We start from the raw sequence: 20,599 nt of genomic DNA, 5'->3' as shown, positions 1-20,599 counted from the left end.
ACACTTTTCAGAGGGTGCGGCGCACTGCCGCAGACCCCCGATCGGAGGTGCTCTTTGCAAAAACGCAGCCACAAACTTTTGGCCTCCACTCTTTTGGAATCACGTAGCGGATTTCAGCGCAAGCGCTTTGAGCTTGCTTTTCTGTTCGGCTCCTTTCAACCGGACTGCAACCCCCTCTCCTATATTAAGGGCTCCATCCGCAGCTACAAGCTGCGCGGACATAATTATACGAATTCCGACCAGTATATTGCCCGCCGGATCGTCCGGCTTCAGCGCCGCGAAAAATGCTGGACCTGCTGGCAGTATTACACGCTGGGAAAGCTGACCCACTATCTGGCGGACGCATTTACCTATCCCCACAACGAGCATTATCCCGACTCTCTTCTTGAACATCACCGGTATGAAGACGCACTGCGGGAATATCTGTGCGCTTATCTGAGCGAAGAGGGCCTTGACGCCTCTTTCTCTGCCGGACACGAGCTGAACGACTGCCTGCAAGAGCTTCATCGGCAGTATATGGACCAGCAGTCGGACCTGAACCGGGACGTGCGCTATATCACGCAGGCCACGGCGCTTTTAATGAGCAGCGTTCCGCCCCAGCTTATTCCCGAAATGCGCGCCCTGCCCCAGCCTGTTCCGGCCCGGATTTAGCCAATCTTCCAAATACCATCGGATGTTTTTTGATTATTTGGGCATTTTGCCTCTGTTCTTTTTTCAAAGGGCGTGGTATGCTTTCAATAATTTAAAGTATGACAACAAGGAGACAATGAATGTCTATACGTGCACTCACAGCCGAATACCGCTACTTTAGCTTTACCTACTTTTATGGTAAGGCTTATTTTGGTTGGGCTGAAAACGAGTGTGTGTGTGGCTGATATTGTCGGACCCATATCAGTACATAAACGACCCGCAGCCTAATCGGCTGCGGGTCTTTTTTGTACCAATTTTAAGGAGGAACCCATCATGATCGTCATTCTGAAAAGCAATCCCAACCGCGAGCAGCTGGAGAATCTCATTAGCTGGCTTCAGGATAAGGGCATCACCATCCACACCAGCCTTGGCGAGTCCCACACCATTCTGGGTCTGGTGGGCGACACCTCCCGACTGGACATTGATCTCCTCTCGGCGCTGGATATCGTGGAGGATGTAAAGCGCGTGCAGGAACCTTACAAAAACGCAAACCGCAAATTCCATCCCGAGGACACCGTGGTAAAGGTAGGCAATACTCAAGTTGGCGGCGGCACTTTGACCATTATGGCCGGTCCCTGCTCTGTGGAGAGCGAGGAGCAGGTCATCGCCATCGCCCGGGCCGTGAAGGCCAGCGGGGCCACTATGCTTCGGGGCGGCGCATTCAAGCCCCGCACCTCTCCCTATTCCTTCCAGGGCCTTGGCGCGGACGGTCTGGAGATTTTAAAGGCCGCCCGGCAGGAGACGGGCCTGCCCATCGTCTCCGAGCTGATGGACATTTCCCAGATCCCCTTGTTCGAGGATGTGGACGTCATCCAGATCGGCGCACGGAACATGCAGAACTTCAACCTGCTCAAGGAGGTTGGAAAGCTGGACAAACCCATTATGATCAAGCGCGGCATGTCCGCCACCTATGAGGAATGGCTGATGAGCGCCGAATATGTCATGGCCAGCGGCAACCAGAACGTGATTCTCTGCGAGCGGGGCGTGCGCACCTTTGAGACTTACACCCGCAACACGCTGGATTTGGCCTGTATCCCTGTGCTGCGCAAGCTTTCTCACCTCCCTATCATCATCGACCCCAGCCACGCCACCGGCAAAAGCTGGCTGGTGCCCACCCTTGCCGTGGGCGCGGTGGCCACCGGGGCGGATGGCCTTTTAATTGAGGTGCACAACGATCCCGCCCACGCGCTGTGCGACGGGGCCCAGTCCCTCAAGCCGGACACCTTCGACGTGCTGGCCCGGAAGCTGCACAAAATGCACGCCTTCTGCGCAGAGCTGGAGGACTGAGCCTTATGAACGTCGGAATCATCGGGCTGGGACTGATGGGCGGCTCCATGGCCAAAAGCATCAAGGCCCGCACGGCCCACACCGTTTGGGGCATAGACACGGACGCGGAGACAATGACCCTCGCCCGTCTGTGCGGCGCGATTGACGGGGCACTGACCGAGGATAATATCCCTCAATGCGATTTGCTTCTGGCCGCCGTCCGCCCAGTTGCGGCGGTTGGGTGGGTGGAAACTCATGCAGAACGCATCTCCAAATCCGCCATTCTGGTGGACCTTTGCGGCGTGAAGCGGGCAGTGGTGCGTAAAATCGCCCCCCTTGCGGAAAAATGCGGCTTTGCCTATATCGGGGGTCACCCCATGGCGGGACTGGAGCGGGGCGGCTTTGTAAACTCTTCCGACCGGCTGTACGACGGGGCTTCCATGATTCTCACCCCCGACAAACGGACCGATATGCAGCTTTTGGAGACGCTGAAATCCTTTTTTCTGGACGTGGGCTTTGCCAGCCTCACCTTTTCCGACCCTGACGAGCACGACCGCATCATCGCCTATACCTCCCAGCTTGCCCATGTCGCCTCCAGCGCCTATGTCAAGTCTCCCGAAGCCCAGAAGCGCCGCGGCTTTTCCGCAGGCAGCTTTCGGGATATGACCCGCGTGGCCCGGCTGGATGAGGCCATGTGGACCGAGCTGTTCATGGATAATGCCGACTATCTCACAGAGGAGCTGGATATTCTCATCGGACATCTGAATGAATATCTGGACGCGCTGAAAGGCCGGGACACGGAATACCTGCTCCGCCTGCTCCGAGAGGGCCGCGACCTGAAGGCCACCGCCGGCGGAAACTGAGCCTATCCGGTCTCGCTTCGGCTTGCCGAAAAATCTAACAGCGCGGCTCCGCCCCTTTTTGTGAGGAACCGCCCAATCCACGGGAGGACGCTATGGAATCCACTATCCAAACCATTTTGGTGAACACCAAACCAAAATACACCGTGTCTATCGGCCCGGGACTTTTGACCCAATGCGGCGAGCTGGCGGCAGGAGTGCTGTCCCCCTACCGCGTCGCCATTGTCACAGACAGCACAGTGGCAAAGCTCTACCTTGCCCGGGTGGAGGAAAGCCTTCGGGCGGCAGGCTTTTCCGTCTGCGCCCACGTTTTCCCCGCCGGGGAGGAGCACAAAAACCTCTCCACCCTTTCCGAAATTCTTGAATTTCTGGCGGGGGAACAGCTCACCCGCAGCGACTGCGTGGTAGCTCTTGGTGGCGGCGTGTGCGGTGACATGGCGGGCTTTGCCGCCGGGTGCTATCTTCGGGGCGTGAAATTTATTCAGCTCCCCACCACGCTGCTTTCGGCGGTGGATTCCTCCGTGGGAGGCAAAACCGCCGTGGACCTGCGCCACGGGAAAAATCTGGCGGGGCTGTTTCTTCAGCCCTCCGCTGTGGTGTGCGACACCGATTGCCTGCAAACCCTCTCCCCCAGCGAGCTGGCGGATGGGGCAGCGGAGGCAATTAAAACCGGCGTGCTCTCCGGCGAAGCACTGTTCGCCCTGACGGACACGGACGATCTTTCCCGCAATCTGAAGGAAATTATTACCCGCTGCGTGGCCTTCAAGTCCACCGTGGTGGAGCAGGACGAGTTGGACAACGGTGTGCGCCGGACGCTGAATCTGGGCCACACCGCCGGGCACGCCATTGAAGCGTGCAGCGCATACGGCATTCGCCACGGTCACGCCGTGGCGGCGGGTCTTGCCATCATCGCCCGGGCCTCCGAAGCCCTCGGCTGGGCGGAAGAGCCCTGCGCGGCGCGCATTTGCACCGCGCTGCGGCGGAACAATCTACCCACCGGGACAGACTATTCCCCCGCCGCGCTGGCCCAGGCCGCGCTTGCTGATAAAAAGCGCCGGGGCGGGCAGATTTCCTTGGTGATTCCTAAGAAAATTGGAAAATGTGAAATGAAGTCCGTTCCCGTGGAGGAGCTGGAGTCCGTTTTCGCCGCCGGATGGGAGGACCGCTGAAATGGATATGCAAATCAATCCCACCCTTCTTCGCGGCGCGGTTACGCCGCCGCCCAGCAAGTCTATGGCTCACCGTCTGCTGATTTCCGCCGCTTTGGCGGAGGGCACCAGCATCATTCACAACGTGGCTCTGTCGCAGGATATCGAGGCCACCCTCCGCTGCGTGGAAGCTTTGGGCTGCTCATGGGAACAGGCGGGGCCTTCCTCTCTCCGTATTCACGGCTGCGGCCCGATTGTCCCCACTGACAAGACGCCCCGATTTGACTGCGGGGAATCCGGCTCCACCCTCCGCTTTTTCATACCTCTTGCGCTTGCCATAGCCGGGAGCGGCGCGTTTACCGGCAGAGGGCGGCTGATGGAGCGGCCCCAAGCGCCGTATTTTGACCTGTTTGACGAAAAAGGCATTGCACACTCTATGGAAAATGGCGTGCTGACGGTGCGGGGAACCTTGAAAAGCGGGGAATACAGCCTTCCGGGCGACGTGTCCAGCCAGTTTTTTACAGGGCTTTTGTTTGCCCTTCCTCTTCTGGGGGAGGACAGCGTGATTGTTTCCTCTACAAAGCCGGAATCCGTCGATTACATTGCCATGACCGTGGAGGCCCTGCGGGCCGCCGGAATCCGCGTACTCAGCCAGCCCGCCCAGCGGCGCTGGACGGTCTCTTCCGGACGGTTTCACTCATTTAACGCTACGGTGAAGGCCGACTGGTCTCAGGCCGCTTTCTGGTATGCCGCAAACGTCTTGGGCAGTTCCCTTCGGCTTGAGGGGCTGGATCCAAAATCCTCTCAGGGGGACCGGGTGGCAGCGGAACACGCCGCTCAGCTTTCCCAGCCCGGCGATGTGGAGATCGACGTGTCCGGCTGTCCCGATCTGGTTCCGCCGCTGGCAGTGATGGCGGCGGCACGGCAGGGAACCTGCCGGTTTACCAACGCCGCCCGGCTCCGCCTGAAAGAGAGCGACCGGCTGAAAACCACCGCCGCCATGCTCCGCTCCCTCGGGGGCAGCGCCGAGGAAGGGGCGGACAGTCTCACGATTTGCGGCGTTTCCCGCCTTTCCGGCGGCACGGTGGACGGGGCAGGCGATCATCGCATCGTCATGGCGGCAGCCATCGCCGCCACACGCTGCGCCGGTCCTGTCACGATTCTGGGGGCCGAGGCGGTAAACAAATCCTACCCTTCGTTTTTCGAGGATTATTTGGCTTTGGGAGGTGACGCACATGTCGTCTGAATTTGGAAACCGCCTGCATGTGAGCATCTTCGGTCAGTCCCACGGCAAGGCCATCGGCGTGGTGGCAGACGGTCTTCCCGCCGGAGAGCGGGTGGACCTGGAGGAGCTTGCCCTCTTTCTGGCCCGGAGACGGCCCGGGCAAAACGCCCTTTCCACCTCCCGGCAGGAGACGGATGCGCCCGAATTTCTCTCGGGCCTTCAGGACGGCGTGACCTGCGGTTCTCCTCTTTGCGCGGTGATTCAGAATCGGGATCAGCACTCCTCGGACTATGCCGCTCTTGCGAATACGCCCCGCCCCGGCCACGCGGACTATACCGCGTGGGTCAAATGGGCCGGTCAGGCGGATATGCGGGGCGGGGGCCACTTTTCGGGTCGTCTCACCGCGCCGTTGTGCATCGTGGGCGGCATTGCAAAGCAGATTTTGGCCCGGCGTGGCATCTATGTGGGGGCGCACCTTCTCTCCGTAGAGGGGGAAACGGACGTTTCCTTCCCGCTTTTGCCCGCTCCGGCCCTGTTTGAAGAAATTGCCGCCAAGCCCTTCCCCGTGCTGGACGACGCACGGGGGGCGAGGATGCAGGGGGCCATTATGACCGCTGCACAGGAGGGGGATTCCGTTGGCGGCGTGGTGGAATGCGCCGCCGTGGGCCTGCCTGCCGGACTGGGCGAGCCGATGTTTGACGGGATGGAAAGCCGCCTTGCGGCGGTGCTGTTCGGCATTCCCGCCGTGAAAGGCGTGGAATTCGGCGCTGGATTTGAAGCGTCCGCTCTCCGGGGCAGCGTGAACAACGACCCCTTTTGTATCCATGACGGGCGGGTAGAAACCACCCGCAACCGCGCTGGCGGGATTTTAGGCGGCATCACCAACGGGATGCCTTTGACACTGCGGGCGGCATTCAAGCCCACCCCCTCCATTTTAAAACCGCAGCAGACGGTGGATCTTGTCCGGATGGAGGAAACGGAACTGGTAATATCAGGGCGACACGATCCCTGCGTGGCCCACCGTGCCGTCCCGGTGGTGGAGGCCGCCGTGGCCACGGTGCTGCTGGACATTCTTTTAGAGCAAAATTGATAAGGAGGCCTTTCCTATGGAACTTTCAGAAATTCGCGGACAAATTGACTCGGTGGACCAAGAGCTGCTGAAGCTTTTTCTAAAGCGCATGGAGCTTTCCGAACACGTGGCCGCCGTTAAAAACGAACAGGGGCTTTCCATCTCCAACCGCGCGAGAGAACGGGAAATTCTTGCCCGAGTGACGGCGGAGGCAGGAGACAAGGAGCGCTACGCCCATCAGCTTTTCACCACGCTGTTTCACCTCTCCTGCGCCCGGCAGGCGGAGCTGCTCAGCGCGCCTACGCAGGTGGGGGCGCAGATAAGAGCGTCTCTTGCGGCGGGGGCCGAGGTCTTCCCTCAGACGGGTCTTGTGGCCTGTCAGGGCATGGAGGGCGCCAACTCTCAGGCAGCCTGCGACCGTTTGCTGCCCCGTGGCACCATCGTCTATGTAAAGAGCTTTGAAGCGGTGGTTTCCGCCGTGGAGTCCGGCCTGTGCCGGTTTGGCGTGCTGCCCATCGAAAACAGCTCCAACGGCTCCGTCCGGGCGGTGTATGATTTGCTTCAGCGCCGTCGGCTGTCCATTGTGCGCAGCACACGGCTGTGCATCCGCCACGAGCTGCTGGGCCTTCCCGGCGCAAAGGCCGACGAGCTGACGGAAATCTATTCTCACCCCCAGGCCATCGGCCAGTGCGGCCATTTTCTGGAGAGTCTATCGGGTGTGCGGGTAATTCCCTGCGACAACACGGCCACCGCCGCCAAGCTGGTGGCGGAACGGAAGGACCCCCATGTGGCGGCCCTGTCTTCCCACGCCTGTGCAGAGCTGTATGGTCTGAGCGTTTTGAACGGCGATGTACAGGACAGCGACAACAACTACACCCGCTTCATCTGCATTACCAAGGAACCCGCCATTTACGCCGGGGCCGACCGTATCAGCCTGATTATCGCCTGCGAGAATAAGGCCGGCGCTCTGTACGACATTCTCTCTAAGCCCGCCGCCCTCGGCGTCAACATGACGAAGCTGGAAAGCTGTCCCGTGACGGGACGGAACTTTGAGTTCATCTTTTTCATCGAACTGGAGGCTTCGGTCAAGGACCCGGCGGTGCTCCCCATGCTGGAGGAGATTGAGCGGAGCAGCCAGAGCTTCCACTTCCTTGGCAACTATTCGGAAGTATAAGCCATGTCCGAGAGGATTTACGGCTTACTTGGCCGGACGCTGGGCCATAGCTGGTCCGTCCCCATTCATGCTGCGGCGGGTAACGGAGCCTACCGGCTCATTGAGCTGGAGCCCCACGAGCTGCCCGGCTTTCTCTCCCGGCCCGACATCGGCGGGCTGAATGTCACCATTCCCTACAAGCGGGACGTGATGCCTTTGTGCGACGTGATCGACCCAGCCGCCCGGGACATCGGCAGCGTGAACACCATCGTCCGCCGGGACGGGAAGCTGTACGCCTGGAACACGGATATCACTGGCTTTTTATACATGGCGGACCTTGCGGGGGTGGCGCTGAAAGGCCGTAAAGTGATAATCCTTGGCGGCGGAGGGACCTCCCTCACCGCCCAGGCCGCCGCCCGGGCCGCAGGCGCCCGGGAGATTGCGGTCATCACCCGCAGCGGCCCGGACAACTACGGAGACCTCAGCCGCCACGCCGACGGGGAAATCGTGGTGAACACCACGCCTGTGGGCATGTATCCCCACACTGGCGAAGCGGCGGTGGACCTCACACGCTTTCCCGCCTGCCGGGGCGTGCTGGATGTGGTATACAACCCCCGCAGAACCACTCTTTTGCTTCAGGCCGAAGCGCTGGGCCTTCCCTGCTCCGACGGGCTTCCCATGCTGGTGGCGCAGGCCATGGCGGCAGAGGAGTTTTTCTTCAACCGGAGGATTGACCCCACCGAAACCCGGCGGATTCTGGCCCTGCTGCGCCAGAAGATGGAAAATATTGTCCTGATTGGGATGCCCGGCTGCGGCAAATCAACCGTAGGCGCAGCGCTGGCGAAGCTGACAGGGCGAGACGCGGTGGATTTGGACGCGGAAATTGTAAAGGCCGCCGGGAAATCCATTCCCGCCATCTTCGCCGAGGACGGGGAGTCGGCCTTCCGGGCGCTGGAGCAAAACGTGGCGGCGCGCTTTGGCGCCGAAAGCGGGAAAATTATCATCTGCGGCGGCGGCATAGTGAAAGATGCGGAAAATTACGGACTTCTCCGCCAGAACGGCCGCATTTATCAGCTTGACCGGGCCATTGAAATGCTGCCTTCGGCGGGCCGTCCCCTGTCTCAGGGCGCGGACCTTGCCGCCATGGCGGCAGAGCGCGCGCCGCTGTATCGCCGGTTCCGGGACGTACGCATCGACAACAACGGCAGTGCGGCGGATGCCGCCGCTGCCATCTGGAGGGATTTTTGTGCGGATTCTGATTCTCAACGGACCTAACCTGAACATGCTGGGCGTGCGGGAACCGGAGATTTACGGCCGCGAAACCTACGATGACCTTTGCTCAATGCTGCAAAAGGAGGCGGACGCATTGGGCGTTTCGCTGGAATTTTACCAGTCCAACCACGAGGGGGCGCTGGTGGACGCCATCCAGCGGGCCTATGGCGTAATGGACGGCATTGTCATCAATCCCGCCGCCTATACCCACACCAGCGTAGCGCTGTTGGACGCTGTAAAGGCGGTTGGCCTCCCCACGGTGGAGGTTCACATCTCCGACCCGGACACCCGGGAATCGTTTCGCGCCACCTCCTACATTCGCTCCGCCTGCGTCAAAACCATTAAGGGCCGGGGCCTGCGGGGCTATGTGGATGCGCTGCGCTTTCTCTGCGAGAAATAAGGCGGCAGGAGAGCCGCCCCGAAGACCAGAGATCCCCGTTTGCCGCCTGCTCTCAAAATGAGACGGTATCTCGTAGCAAAAATTCCAACCTGATGCACCTCCTTCTGTCCGGTGCGCTGATTGCGGGGGAAGCTGGTCTTCTTGACCGCATCATTCACCTGATTTCCATCCACGCCTTTGAAGGGGCCAAATCTTACCGGACGGCGGACGCATTGCGCAGCAGTCGGAAGCGTCTCAGGGGTAATCACGGGGACTTTCCCATACTGCAAAAATTGCGGAAGAGTTTATAGAAAAGCCAGATGTGCATAGGCGTTTTAAACATAAAAAAGGAAACCTCTTCCCGGCAGACGGATGTTTCATTTTCCCCGCCCGAGAAAAGCATAAGAAAAAGAGTTTTGCCGCGGGACTTACAAATCCTGCGGCAAAGCTCAAAATAAAACCAGCTTTATTGGCGGACAGCTTTTGCTGTCCGCTCTTTTTCAGCCCTCAAGGTTTTTTAAATATGCAGGTAAAGGAGGTTCCCTTGCCCTCGTCGCTCTCCACCTCCACATGGCCTCCGTGAAGCTCTACCACATGCTTGACAATGGAAAGGCCCAGTCCCGTGCCGCCAGTCTTTTTGGAGCGGGACTTATCCACCCGGTAAAAGCGCTCGAAAATCCGCCCCAAATGCTCCCGGGAAATTCCGATGCCCGTGTCCCGGACGCAGATGCGCACGGCCTGCGCATCCTCGGTCAGCTCCACGGTCACGCTACCGCCCTCGCGGTTATATTTGATGGCGTTATCTACCAGATTGTACAAAAGCTCGTCCGTCATGCGGAGATTGGCGGTGACGGACATATGAGGGGCCCCCAGCAGCTTCACCTCGACGTTTCGCTCTGCGGCTTTTTCCTCCAGACTGTCGATCACCGCCTCCGCCGCGGAGTAAAGGTTAAAGCGGGTAAATTCTCGTGGAACATCCTCCTCGTCAAACTCAGACAGGCGGATGATATCCTCAATCATGTCGATCAGGCGCCGCGCCTGTTTCTGAATCTTCCCGGCAAAGGGCCTCACGTCTGCGTCCTTCGCCGTGCCGTCCGCGATCAGCTCGGACAGTGCGGCGATGGCAGTGAGGGGCGTTTTCAGTTCGTGGGACACGTTGGCGGAAAACTCCTTGCGTTGGCGCTCCGAGGCATACCGCTCGGTCACGTCGATAAACAACACCACCGCGCCATCAAGGGCCTCCCCATCCAGCACGGGGTTAAAAAACACGCTGTAAAACCCGCCGTCCAGCCGCAGGGAGGTTTCCCCCTTTTCTCCCGCCAGGCAGGCGCTTGCCCGCTCCAGAAAGGCCGGATCCCGGCAAAGCTCAATCAGATGTTTGCGATCCGCATCCCGCGCGCCGAGAATACGCAGGGCACTGTCGTTTGCCAGCAGCACGCGGCCCTCCCCGTTCAGCAGCAGCAACCCCTCCCTCATGTTTCCGGTGATGGCCGTGATGGTGGCGGCGCGGCTTTCAATTTCCGCAAGCTGGAGTGACAGCTCCTGCTTCTGGGTCCCGATTTTTTCCAGAAGGGGCAACAGCTCGTCATAGCCGGAAAGGTCCGGCGCGTCCAGATCAAGATTGTTGATGGGGGCCACCAGCTTTCTGGTCAGTCTTCTTGCCACCACAAAGGAAAGGCCCGCGGCTAAAATCAGGCACAAAAGAAGAACAGGGACAAACCTGAAAAGCAACACGGCCAGACTGTCGGTGGTCAGGGCCAGACGCAGGATATTTCCGCCCTCCAGCCGCATGGCGTAATAATACGTTTTCTCGTCCAGCGTGTCCGAAAGCCGCTCGTCCTCTCCCTTGCCCGTCAGAAGTGCCTCGGCCACCTCCGGGCGGCTTAAGTGGGATTCCATGGTTTTCGGGTCGGCCATGTTGTCAAACAGCACAGTCCCGCTTGGGTCGATGACGGAGACGCGAAGAGTTTGCAGGCCCTCCTTAATCTGGGCGCCGAACTGACCGGTGAGAATCGTCCCCCATAGGGCGGCAAACACCACCACCGTCAGAATGATGAGCAGGCCCATATAGCGGAATATCCGTTTGTTCATACCCTCACTCCCCGAGTTTATAGCCCACGTTGCGCACCGTCTTGATGTGCTCCCCCGCAGGACCCAGCTTTTGCCGCAGGGATTTGACATGCACGTCCACCGTCCGGCTCTCACCCTTGTAATCGTAGCCCCACACAGCGTCCATCAGTCTGTCTCGGCTCAAAACCAGTCCCGCGTTTAAAAGCAGGTAGCGCAGCAGCTCAAATTCCAAAAAGGTCAGAGCCACACCCTCTCCGTCGGCCGTAACGGTATGCCGCTCGTTATCCAGCGCAAGATTTTCGTAGGTAAGCAGGCCCTTTTCCCGTTCCGCGGACGCGGCCCGACGCAAAACCGCGTGAATGCGGGCAATCAGCTCGGTGACACCAAAGGGCTTTGCGATATAGTCGTCCGCGCCGAAATTCAGGCCACGCACCTTATCTGCCTCGCCGCTCTTCGCCGTAAGCATAATAGCGGGGATGCGTTCAAACCGGGAGTGATCCCGGAGCTTTTTCAAAATGGAAAGCCCGTCCTCCCCGGGAAGCATGATATCCAGCAAAATCATGTCCGGAAGGGAGGCACCTGCTAAAAGCGCCTCCCAAAAGCTGTCTCCGTCCTCAAAGCCGGTGCAGGCAAAGCCCGCGTTTTCCAGCGCATAAGTCGTCAGCTCGCGGATATCTTCATCATCCTCCACAAGAAAGACCGTTTGCATGGTTCAACCTTCCGATCCCGCGGCGTCCTCGTGTTTTCCCGTGATGGAAAACACCACCCATTCCGCGATATTTGTAGCATGGTCGCCAATTCGTTCCAGATATTTCGCAATCATCAGCAAATCAATTGCCTGACTGCCGTTGGAGCTGTCGGCGCTCATGAGCTTGATCAAGTCACCCTTTACCGCGTCGAACAGCCGGTCCACCACGTCGTCATCGGCGATGACCCGGTTTGCAAGCTCTAAATCCTTCTTTACAAAGGCGTCGATGCTCTCAGTGACCATTTTAGCGGTGGCCGTCGCCATCTGGGGGATGTGCTCCGGCGTTTTGACGTGGGGAGCCTGGGTAAGAAAAATGGAGATTTCGGCGATGTCCGCTGCCTGATCGCCGATACGCTCCATGTCCGTAATCATTTTGAGCGCCGCCGAAATCAGCCGCAGATCCTTCGCCACCGGCTGCTGCTGAAGCAGCAGCTTGAGGCACATGGCCTCAATGTCTTTTTCCTGTTGGTCAATCTCCGTATCGGCCGCAATCGCCTTTTTCGCAAGGACCGTGTCCTGCTTCCTCAGCGCCTCGATGGAGGCGGCAATGGCGGTTTCCACCTGCATGCCCATCTCAATAAGCATAGTGTTGAGGGTTTCCAACTGCCGGTCAAATCTGCTGCGCATTATCCAAACCTCCCCGTAATGTAGTCTTCGCATCTCTGATCTTTGGGCATGGAGAACACCTGCTCGGTTTCGCCGTATTCAATCAGCTCGCCCAGCAGGAAGAAGGCCGTCTTGTCGGAGATGCGGGTGGCCTGCTGCATATTGTGGGTGACAATCACCACGGTATATTTCTTTTTCAGGTCCGCCATCAGCTCCTCGATTTTCGAGGTGGAGATGGGGTCCAGCGCAGAGGTGGGCTCGTCCATCAGCAGCACCTCCGGCTCCACCGCCAGCGCCCGGGCAATGCACAGCCTCTGCTGCTGCCCGCCAGAGAGGGACAGAGCGCTTTTTTTCAGCCGGTCCTTCGTCTCCTCCCAGATGGCTGCGTCCCGCAGAGCCTTTTCCACGATGCCGTCCAGCTTCAGCCGGGAGGTTACGCCGTGGGTCCGGGGACCGAAAGCAATGTTGTCATAAATACTCATGGGAAAGGGGTTGGGCTTTTGAAACACCATGCCCACCCGCCGACGCAGGCGGTTCACGTCCTGCGCCGCATTGATATCGTCGCCGTCCAGAAGAAGCTTGCCCGTGATATGGCAGCCCTCTACCAGATCGTTCATGCGGTTGAGGCATTTGAGCAGCGTGGATTTTCCGCAGCCGGAGGGCCCGATAAAGGCGGTGATCTCCTTCTCCTCAATGTCCATGCTGACGCCGTGGAGCGCTTTGAAATCATTATACCATAACTGCACGTCTTCCAGTTGAAATTTTAACATGTTTCTCATCCCTTTGCGATTCTTTTTGCCAGCGCGGCCGACAGTGCGTTGATACCCACCACCAGCACCAGCAGAACCACCGCCGTGGCATAGGCCTGCCCGGTATACAGTCCCTCGCTGGAAAGGGCGTACATATGGATTGCCAGCGTCCGCCCAGAGGCCAGCAGACTGGTGGGGATCTGGGCAACGGTTCCCGCCGTGTAGATCAGCGCGGCGGTTTCGCCCACGATGCGCCCCATGGCAAGAATAATTCCTGCAAAAATTCCCGGCGCGGCGGCGGGCAGCACGATTCTGAACACCGTGCGCAGCCGCCCGGCCCCAAGGCCGAACGAGCCCTCCCGGAATGTGTCCGGGACGGCCTTCAGACTCTCCTCCGCCGTGCGCATAATCAGGGGCAGAATCATGATAGAGAGGGTTAATGTGCCTGCCAGCAGAGAATACCCCCAGCCGAGCCATGACACGAAAAACAACGAGCCGAACAGGCCGTATACGATTGAGGGAATGCCTGAAAGCGTCTCCGCCGTCACCCGCACCAGCCGCACCAGTCGGCTGCCCCGCTTTGCGTATTCCACCAGATAAATTGCCGTGAACAGTCCCAGCGGCGCGGCGATCAGCAGGGAGAGAATCACCATAAACACCGTTGTGACCAGCGCAGGCAGAAGAGAGACGTTTTCCGTGTTATACTCCAGCGCAAACAGGGACGACCGGATATACGGAATCCCGTTGACCAGAATGTGCCCGATGAGAAACAGCAGCGCGCCAAAGGTAAAAATGGCCGCCAGCCATGGAAAGAAGCGCAAAACGGCGTCCTCAATCCTACGGGGAAGCCTGCGGAAAAAGATCGCTATGCGGCGCGCGCCCCAGCGAAGAACGGAGCCAACCCTGAAAAAGAGGTTGATGAGCGTATATTTCATTTTTCACCCCTCCTGCGCAGCGCCGAGAACGAAAGATTAATCAGAAGTATAAAGACAAACAGAACGACACCGGTGGCAATCAGCGCTTCCCTGTGCAGTCCCTCGGCATAGCCCATTTCAATCACGATGTTGGCGGTCAGGGTGCGGATGCCCTTCAAAATACCCGCAGGCATCCGGGCCTGATTGCCCGCCACCATGATAACCGCCATGGTCTCGCCGATAGCACGGCCGATGCCCAGCACCACCCCCGCAAGCACGCCGGACTTTGCGGCGGGCAGCATCACGCGAAATACCGCGCGCCGGTGGTTTGCCCCCAGAGCCACGGCCCCGTCGTACAGCTCCTCCGGCACAGCGCGGATGGCGCTCTCCGTAATGCCGATGACGGTGGGCAGAATCATCAGTCCCAGCAGCACGGAGGCGGCCAGAATGCTGCTGCCGTTTCCGCCGAACAGCTCCCGCACCAGCGGGACAATGGTCACAAGTCCAAAAAAGCCGTAAATCACCGACGGGATGCCCGCCAGCAGATCCACTGCGGGCTTTAAAACCTTGTATAGGGGTTTGGGGCAAATTCTGGCCATGAACACGGCGGTGAAAATGCCAACAGGTACGCCGATGGCGACGGCTCCCGCCGTTACGTAAATGCTTCCCAAAATCATGGGGAGAATGCCGAAGACGGGGGGAGTGTCGCCAGGCGACCACTCCCTCCCTAGTATAAACTCCGGCAGGCCGATTTTTCCAATGGCCGGTATTCCGTTGGCGAACAGGAACAGGCAGATCAGCGCCACGGCCAGAATGCTGGTCAGGGCCGACACCATGAATACTGCCCGCATGAGGCTTTCCCTCAAACGCTGCCCTTTCATTTTACGTTATCCCAAGAGGTGGTTTCTCCGGTGAAGATGCTCTGCACCTGTGCGCTGGTCATTCCGTCGATGGGATTCTCAGGGCTTACAATCACGGCGATGCCATCCAGCGCGATGGAAATTCCGGTAAGCTTCTCTGCTTCTGCGGGCTTCAGCTCACGGCTGGCCATGCCGATGTCGCACACGCCCTCCATGGCGGCGGTCATTCCAGCGGTGGAGTCGGTCATCTGAATCTCAATCTCCGCGCCCGAATTGATGGCGAGATAGGCTTCCTTCAGCTTTTCCATCACCGGTGTGACGGAAGAGGAACCGGCCACGCTGATCTTGCCGGAGGGCTTTGTCCCGGCATAGGCGGGCGCATTTGCGTCGATGGCGATATAGCTGCCGGAAACGACCTGCTGACCCTCTGCGGAGAGGATGAAGTCAATAAAGTCCTTGGCAAGTCCGGTGGCTTCCCCGTTGGTGGCAATGTTAAAGGGCCGTGCGATGGAATAGGTACCGTTTTTCACGTTTTCGGCGCTGGCCGCCGCACCATCGATGGACAGGGCCTTCACCGTGTCGTTCAGGGACCCCAAGGAGGTGTAGCCAATGGCGGCGGGGTCGCCAGCCACATTGCCCATCATCACGTCGGTCTTGTTGGCAATGACGGCTTCCTTCGTGGTCATGTCCTTTTTGGTGCCGTCCTCGCCCTTCACCTCGATGCCGAAGAGCTCAATGAACGCGCCTCTCGTGCCGCTGCCGTCCTCACGGGAAACCACGGTGATTTCGCCAAGGGACTTTTCCGTGTTGTCTGTGGCGGGCGTGCTGCCGCCGCTGGTGCTGGGGGTCTGTCCGCCGCAGCCCGCAAGGCTGACCGCCGCGAGGGCCGCCGCAAGAAACATAGTAATCGTCTTTTTCATCTGTCTTTCCTCCATATTGCTTATTCTTGATTGATATTCTTTGTGAGTACAGCCTAAGCATACATAGCCGGAGTTAAAAACAAATGCGATGCTATGTAAAAACTATGTAAAACCCCGCTTTCTTCCAATTTTAAAGAGCCGGGCACGTAATTATTTGGTTTTGCGGATGAAACAGGCCTGTGGGCTTGCGGGTCTGTGGACTCTCGAAACAAGGACCGGACCTGCCGGATTTGCGAAAACAGCAGCCCGCCCCAAATTCGGAGCGGGCTGCTGTTTTACTTTTTTTCCATTCCGCAGGGGGCGGCCTTGCTACCGGCGGCATGGTCACCGGTGACGGCACCGTACAGCCGGTAGCCGCCGGAGAAATTATAGCAGTCATAGCCGCTCTGACACAGGACGCGGCAGGCGAGATAGCTTCTGAGTCCGGTCTGACACATCACGTACAGAGGCTTTCCGGTAGGAAGCTCCCCCATCCTTTGCCGCAGTTCATCCACAGGAAGGTTCATAAAGCCCTCCGCGTGTCCGTCCGCGTATTCTTCCTCCGTGCGGGTGTCAAGCAGGGTCACGCTGCCGTCCCTCGGCAGAGCGTCCACCTCATCCCAGTGAAACTGCTTCACCGCGCCCTTTTCCAGATTTTCAATCATAAAACCCACCATGTTCACCGGGTCCTTGGCGGAGGAATAGGGCGGGGCATAGGCAAGGTCCAAGTCCTTTAATTGCAGCGCCGTGAGTCCCGCGTGCATGGCGGTGGCCAGCACGTCGATGCGCTTGTCAACACCGTCGCAGCCCACAATTTGCGCACCCAAAAGCCGATAGGTTTTCTTTTCAAACACCACCTTCACGGTCATCACCGTGCCACCGGGGTAATATCCGGCATGGTTTAGCGGAGAGAGTATCACTTTGTCGCAGTCAATCCCGGCTTTTTTTGCCGTCCGCTCGTTGATCCCAGTGGCAGCCGCCGTTAAACCAAACAGCTTGAGGACGGAGGAGCCTTGGGCGCCCAAATACCGGCTGTCCCCGCCGCAGATATTGTCCGCCGCGATGCGGCCCTGCTTGTTGGCGGGGCCAGCCAGAGAAATCACCGCATTTTCACCCGTGATGTACTGCTTCACCTGTACCGCGTCGCCCACGGCGTAGATATCCGGAATGGATGTCTCCATCCGGTCATTTACCACGATGCTGTCCTTCAGCCCCAGTTCCAGCCCCGCGTCCCTTGCAAGACGGGTGTCGGGGGTCACGCCGATGGCCAGAACCACGATGTCCGCATGAAGCGGCTCCTCATCCTTCAACAGCACATTTACCCCGCCGTCCGCTTCGGAAAACCCCTCCACGGAATGCCCCAGTAGCAACCTCACGCCCTTTTCCCGCATTTCCGCATGGAGAAAAGCGGCCATATCTTCGTCCAAAGGATTTAGGAGCTGCCGGGGCCGCTGGACAATGGTCACGTCCAGTCCCAGCTCACGCAGGTTTTCCGCCAGCTCCAGACTGATGAATCCTCCCCCGCAGAGAATCACGGATTTGGGAACCTCTCGTTCCACGAATTCCCGGATGCGCAGCGTATCCTCCACGGTGCGCAGGGTAAACAGCTTGCGCAGTCCCACGCCGGGAAGCTTCGGCTGGGTGGGCTTTGCGCCGGGGGCAAGAAGCAGCTTGTCGTAGGATTCTTCAAATTCCACGCCGCTCTCCAGATTGCGAACGGTGACGGTTTTTTGCTCTGGGTGAAGGGCGGTTACCTCGTGGCGCACCCGCATATCCACGCGGAACCGAGCCAAAAAGCTTTCGGGAGTTTGCAACGTCAACTCCTCCGGGTCTTCAATCACTCCGCCCACGTAGTAGGGCAGGCCGCAGTTTGCATAGGACACGAAGCCGGACCGCTCAAACACCACAATCTCGGCCTGTTCATCCAAACGGCGGATGCGGGCCGCAGCCGTGGCCCCGCCCGCCACACCGCCAATAATTACAATTTTCATGCGCTCACCGTTCCACCGTTCCCCGGTAGCCGTTGATGCCGCCGATATTGGTGAGATTTGCATAGCCCATGCGCTGGAGCGCGGGAATTGCCTGACGGCTTCGCGCCCCGCTGAGACAGTAAACAAACAGCGGCGTTTCGTGGTTTTTCACTTCCCGCGCCGTCATGCGCAGTTGGTCCAGCGGAATGTTTTTGCTGCCGGGAATCCGGCCTGCGGCATATTCCTCCCGCGTACGTACGTCCAGCAGAATCGCGTTGGGCGTGGAATGAAACTGCTCTACGCCGGTGTTGATGTCCGGCATTTTTAAAAAATCAAAGAATCCCATAACACTTCTCCTTTACAGCATGGAAAGAATCTGGCTCTTGGGCCGAGCGCCAATCATCTGGTTGATCACCTTGCCCTCCTTCATCATCACCAGTGTGGGAATGCTCATGATTTGGAAGGCGGAGGCCAGCTCCTGCTGTTCGTCTATGTTGATTTTTCCGATCTTCAGATCGCCGCGCTCGCTTGCAATTTCGTCCACAATGGGACTGACCATGCGGCAGGGGCCGCACCAAGTTGCCCAGAAGTCCAGCAGAACGGGCTTATCGCTTTGAACGACTTCCTTTTGAAAGTTGTTTTTCGTAATATTCATGACTGACATATTTGTTTCCCCCTATGTTATTTATTATGTCGTTATCATAACAGGTTCCCTCTCCCCTTTCAGTGATTAAATCACTTACCGCAAAAAACTAACGCAGCGGACGCTCCCCGGTAATTCGTTCGGTGAGCGCCCGTTTTTCAGCAGCTTTTAATCACCAATGCCGTCCCCATGCCGCCGGTAATTACAACAACTTTTCCTTTTAATCTGTCCATGACAGCCATATCCTTTCGAAGTCCGTGCTTTAAGCCATCATGTTCGGAAGGAACATCACCAGCGGCTCGCAGTAGGTAATTATTAAGAGCGCGATCACAGAGGCAATAATGTAGTTTAGTAAGAGCCTGTTGATCACCTTATCGACCTTGTCGCGGGTAAGCCCGGCCGCGACGTACAGGTTCACGCCCAGCGGCGGTGTTGCGCAGCCGATTGCCAGATTCACGCATACGATGATGCCAAAGTGAATGGGGTTGATGCCAAATGCTGGTATAAATACCGCCGAGAATAATGACCAGCATTAAAAACGCGCCGATACCGCGAATAAAGGTCCGCCCCACCCGGCGAACGCTGAAGGGAATCCGGGTAATTTCCGCCTTGTGCTTTATGCCATAGCTCACCGCAATCACCATCACGCAAACGCCCAGCGCAACGCCGGGAAGAATGCCGCCCATAAATCTGGAGCCGATGGACACGTCCGTGCACGATGAGCAGGTAATCATAAGCCCTCAAGAATGCTTAATTCAAATATTTGTTTAACTTTTTTGCGGGGCACTTCACAGATTGGAGCCTGCTCTTCTGTTCAGCGTGTGGTTCCATGAACTTTTCATCTGTAAAATCTAATACGATTGGCAAATCCATAGAGTGCAAAACACAAAAGCCAAAGTCCCTGATTGATCAAGGGCTTCGGCTTTTTTATATGTGGCGTCCCCGGGCAGATTCGAACTGCCGGCCTTCCGCTTAGGAGGCGGATGCTCTATCCAGCTGAGCTACGGAGACATATGAAGCGCGGAGGAGTGAACCGCTTGCTATTCTACCCGATTTCTGCCCCGCTGTCAATTGAAAAGCCCCGCACAACTTTGCCCCGGTCAGATTCCCTTTGCTTGGTTCAAACGGCAAAAAAGCTTTAAAGCGCGGTGATTCGGCTGAAAAGGCCGTTGCAGTCCCGATAAAAAGCATTTATAATATCCGCAGACGGACAGGACGGCACACACCCAGAGAATTCAGCGCGTCCAACCCATAACCACAGTTCTGCCCTCCGGACGGGCAGGAGCAAAGGAGCGAACAGGCATGACAAACGTGGCACTGGTGACAGGAGGAAGCCGGGGAATTGGTCGGGCAATTGCCCGAAAGCTTGCCCAGCAGGGCTATGACGTGGCCATCAACTATCACCGCAGCCGCCAAGCCGCCGAGGAGCTGGCGGACGAGCTGCGCCGCGCCGGATGCAACGCGGCTGCGTTTGGCGCGGACATGGCGGAATCCGGCGAAGTGGACGCGATGTTCCACGCCATAGAAACCGCACTGGGGCCGGTGGGTACGCTGATCAACAATGCGGGAATCTCTCCACCCAGCGGACTGTTTCAAGACGCGGACGATGAAAGCTGGAACCGCACTTTTGCGGTGAATGTAGGCGGAATGCGCGGCGCCATCCGCCGCGCTCTGCCCCATATGCTCCACGAAAAGCGAGGCAGCATTGTCAACATCTCCTCCATCTGGGGCCTGCGGGGGGCCTCATGCGAGACGGTATATGCCGCCACAAAGTCCGCCGTAATCGGGCTTACCCGCTCACTGGCGCTGGAATTGGCCCCCTCTAACATCCGGGTAAACGCGGTGGCCCCCGGCTGCATCGAAACGGACATGCTCCGTTCCCTCGGCCCGGAGACGCTGGCTGACCTTGCCGCGCAAACGCCCCTCGGCCGTTTGGGAATGCCGGAGGACGTGGCTGCGGCGGCGGCGTTTCTGGCGGGAGACGAAGCTGCCTTTATCACCGGACAGATCCTCACGGTGGATGGCGGCTTCACCGGGTAGAGAATGGTTTTACCACCTCGAAAGCACCCCGCCCGGCT

Annotated in this window: 22 protein-coding genes and 1 tRNA gene; 10 read left to right on the top strand and 13 right to left on the bottom strand. The window is 58.5% G+C overall.

The features are described from left to right. Positions 1–54: 54 nt before the first annotated feature. The 9 genes from RTU96_RS01085 (at position 55) to aroQ (ending at position 9,083) form a co-directional block, all read left to right on the top strand. The gene (locus RTU96_RS01085; RefSeq protein WP_312634454.1) at positions 55–651 is read left to right on the top strand and encodes a zinc dependent phospholipase C family protein; all 597 of its coding nucleotides are present in this window, start codon (positions 55–57) and stop codon (positions 649–651) included. Between the two features lie 312 nt (positions 652–963). Next, on the top strand, positions 964–1,977 hold the full coding sequence (aroF, locus tag RTU96_RS01080; RefSeq protein WP_312634453.1) for a 3-deoxy-7-phosphoheptulonate synthase: 1,014 nt from the start codon (positions 964–966) through the stop codon (positions 1,975–1,977). 5 nt (positions 1,978–1,982) lie between these two features. Beyond that, positions 1,983–2,819 carry a prephenate dehydrogenase/arogenate dehydrogenase family protein gene (locus tag RTU96_RS01075; protein WP_312634451.1) on the top strand — a complete coding sequence of 279 codons (837 nt, stop codon included), beginning with the start codon at positions 1,983–1,985 and terminating at the stop codon, positions 2,817–2,819. A gap of 92 nt (positions 2,820–2,911) precedes the next feature. Then, positions 2,912–3,985 carry a 3-dehydroquinate synthase gene (gene aroB / locus RTU96_RS01070; RefSeq protein WP_312634449.1) on the top strand — a complete coding sequence of 358 codons (1,074 nt, stop codon included), beginning with the start codon at positions 2,912–2,914 and terminating at the stop codon, positions 3,983–3,985. Position 3,986: 1 nt separating this feature from the next. Next, positions 3,987–5,210: a 3-phosphoshikimate 1-carboxyvinyltransferase gene (locus tag RTU96_RS01065; protein WP_312634447.1), complete on the top strand. Its 1,224-nt coding sequence runs from the start codon at positions 3,987–3,989 to the stop codon at positions 5,208–5,210. After that, positions 5,200–6,279 (top strand): chorismate synthase, encoded by a 1,080-nt coding sequence (aroC, locus tag RTU96_RS01060; RefSeq protein ID WP_312634446.1) that lies wholly within the window; start codon positions 5,200–5,202, stop codon positions 6,277–6,279. The genes RTU96_RS01065 and aroC overlap by 11 nt, the downstream gene beginning before the upstream one ends. A 16-nt stretch (positions 6,280–6,295) precedes the next feature. Next, positions 6,296–7,432 carry a prephenate dehydratase domain-containing protein gene (locus RTU96_RS01055; protein WP_312634444.1) on the top strand — a complete coding sequence of 379 codons (1,137 nt, stop codon included), beginning with the start codon at positions 6,296–6,298 and terminating at the stop codon, positions 7,430–7,432. Positions 7,433–7,435: 3 nt separating this feature from the next. Continuing rightward, entirely contained in the window at positions 7,436–8,686 is a 1,251-nt protein-coding gene (locus RTU96_RS01050; RefSeq protein WP_312634442.1) for a shikimate kinase, read from the top strand. Continuing rightward, positions 8,658–9,083 carry a type II 3-dehydroquinate dehydratase gene (aroQ, locus tag RTU96_RS01045; RefSeq protein ID WP_312634441.1) on the top strand — a complete coding sequence of 142 codons (426 nt, stop codon included), beginning with the start codon at positions 8,658–8,660 and terminating at the stop codon, positions 9,081–9,083. Before RTU96_RS01050 ends, aroQ begins: the two co-directional genes overlap by 29 nt. 486 nt (positions 9,084–9,569) lie before the next feature. On the opposite strand, the gene RTU96_RS01040 is transcribed toward aroQ, so the two are convergent. The 13 genes from RTU96_RS01040 to RTU96_RS00985 all read right to left on the bottom strand — a co-directional run bounded on the left by RTU96_RS01040 (position 9,570) and on the right by RTU96_RS00985 (position 19,532). Further along, positions 9,570–11,153 carry an ATP-binding protein gene (locus tag RTU96_RS01040; protein ID WP_312634440.1) on the bottom strand — a complete coding sequence of 528 codons (1,584 nt, stop codon included), beginning with the start codon at positions 11,151–11,153 and terminating at the stop codon, positions 9,570–9,572. A 4-nt stretch (positions 11,154–11,157) separates the two neighbouring features. Further along, entirely contained in the window at positions 11,158–11,841 is a 684-nt protein-coding gene (locus RTU96_RS01035) for a response regulator transcription factor (RefSeq protein WP_294852815.1), read from the bottom strand. Positions 11,842–11,844: 3 nt separating this feature from the next. Further along, entirely contained in the window at positions 11,845–12,507 is a 663-nt protein-coding gene (phoU, locus tag RTU96_RS01030) for a phosphate signaling complex protein PhoU (protein ID WP_294852812.1), read from the bottom strand. Continuing rightward, the gene (pstB, locus tag RTU96_RS01025) at positions 12,507–13,256 is read right to left on the bottom strand and encodes a phosphate ABC transporter ATP-binding protein PstB (protein WP_367271210.1); all 750 of its coding nucleotides are present in this window, start codon (positions 13,254–13,256) and stop codon (positions 12,507–12,509) included. Before pstB ends, phoU begins: the two co-directional genes overlap by 1 nt. A gap of 5 nt (positions 13,257–13,261) precedes the next feature. After that, the gene (pstA, locus tag RTU96_RS01020) at positions 13,262–14,170 is read right to left on the bottom strand and encodes a phosphate ABC transporter permease PstA (protein WP_312634437.1); all 909 of its coding nucleotides are present in this window, start codon (positions 14,168–14,170) and stop codon (positions 13,262–13,264) included. Next, positions 14,167–15,000: a phosphate ABC transporter permease subunit PstC gene (pstC, locus tag RTU96_RS01015; RefSeq protein ID WP_367271209.1), complete on the bottom strand. Its 834-nt coding sequence runs from the start codon at positions 14,998–15,000 to the stop codon at positions 14,167–14,169. The genes pstA and pstC overlap by 4 nt, the downstream gene beginning before the upstream one ends. 26 nt (positions 15,001–15,026) lie before the next feature. Next, a complete protein-coding gene (locus RTU96_RS01010; protein WP_294852802.1) occupies positions 15,027–15,929 on the bottom strand; it encodes a substrate-binding domain-containing protein in 903 nt (300 codons plus the stop codon). A 275-nt stretch (positions 15,930–16,204) separates the two neighbouring features. After that, positions 16,205–17,899, bottom strand: coding sequence for an FAD-dependent oxidoreductase (locus RTU96_RS01005; protein ID WP_312634435.1), 1,695 nt, complete (start codon positions 17,897–17,899; stop codon positions 16,205–16,207). A gap of 4 nt (positions 17,900–17,903) precedes the next feature. Beyond that, the gene (locus tag RTU96_RS01000; protein WP_312634432.1) at positions 17,904–18,224 is read right to left on the bottom strand and encodes a rhodanese-like domain-containing protein; all 321 of its coding nucleotides are present in this window, start codon (positions 18,222–18,224) and stop codon (positions 17,904–17,906) included. Positions 18,225–18,236: 12 nt separating this feature from the next. Beyond that, a complete protein-coding gene (trxA, locus tag RTU96_RS00995) occupies positions 18,237–18,542 on the bottom strand; it encodes a thioredoxin (protein ID WP_293007327.1) in 306 nt (101 codons plus the stop codon). A 241-nt stretch (positions 18,543–18,783) separates the two neighbouring features. Further along, positions 18,784–18,978 carry a TRAP transporter large permease subunit gene (locus RTU96_RS14710; protein ID WP_397356197.1) on the bottom strand — a complete coding sequence of 65 codons (195 nt, stop codon included), beginning with the start codon at positions 18,976–18,978 and terminating at the stop codon, positions 18,784–18,786. Continuing rightward, on the bottom strand, positions 18,893–19,255 hold the full coding sequence (locus tag RTU96_RS00990) for a TRAP transporter large permease subunit (RefSeq protein ID WP_312634431.1): 363 nt from the start codon (positions 19,253–19,255) through the stop codon (positions 18,893–18,895). Before RTU96_RS00990 ends, RTU96_RS14710 begins: the two co-directional genes overlap by 86 nt. Positions 19,256–19,455: 200 nt before the next feature. Further along, a tRNA-Arg gene (locus RTU96_RS00985) sits at positions 19,456–19,532 on the bottom strand. Between the two features lie 291 nt (positions 19,533–19,823). Between RTU96_RS00985 and ymfI the strand changes: the two genes are divergently transcribed. Beyond that, entirely contained in the window at positions 19,824–20,561 is a 738-nt protein-coding gene (ymfI, locus tag RTU96_RS00980) for an elongation factor P 5-aminopentanone reductase (RefSeq protein ID WP_312634429.1), read from the top strand. The last annotated feature ends 38 nt before the right edge of the window (positions 20,562–20,599 follow it).

The sequence above is a fragment of the Oscillibacter sp. genome (assembly GCF_032018205.1).
In the GTDB taxonomy this organism is placed as follows: Bacteria; Bacillota; Clostridia; order Oscillospirales; family Oscillospiraceae; genus Oscillibacter.
This window is presented reverse-complemented; position numbering and strand designations above follow the sequence as displayed.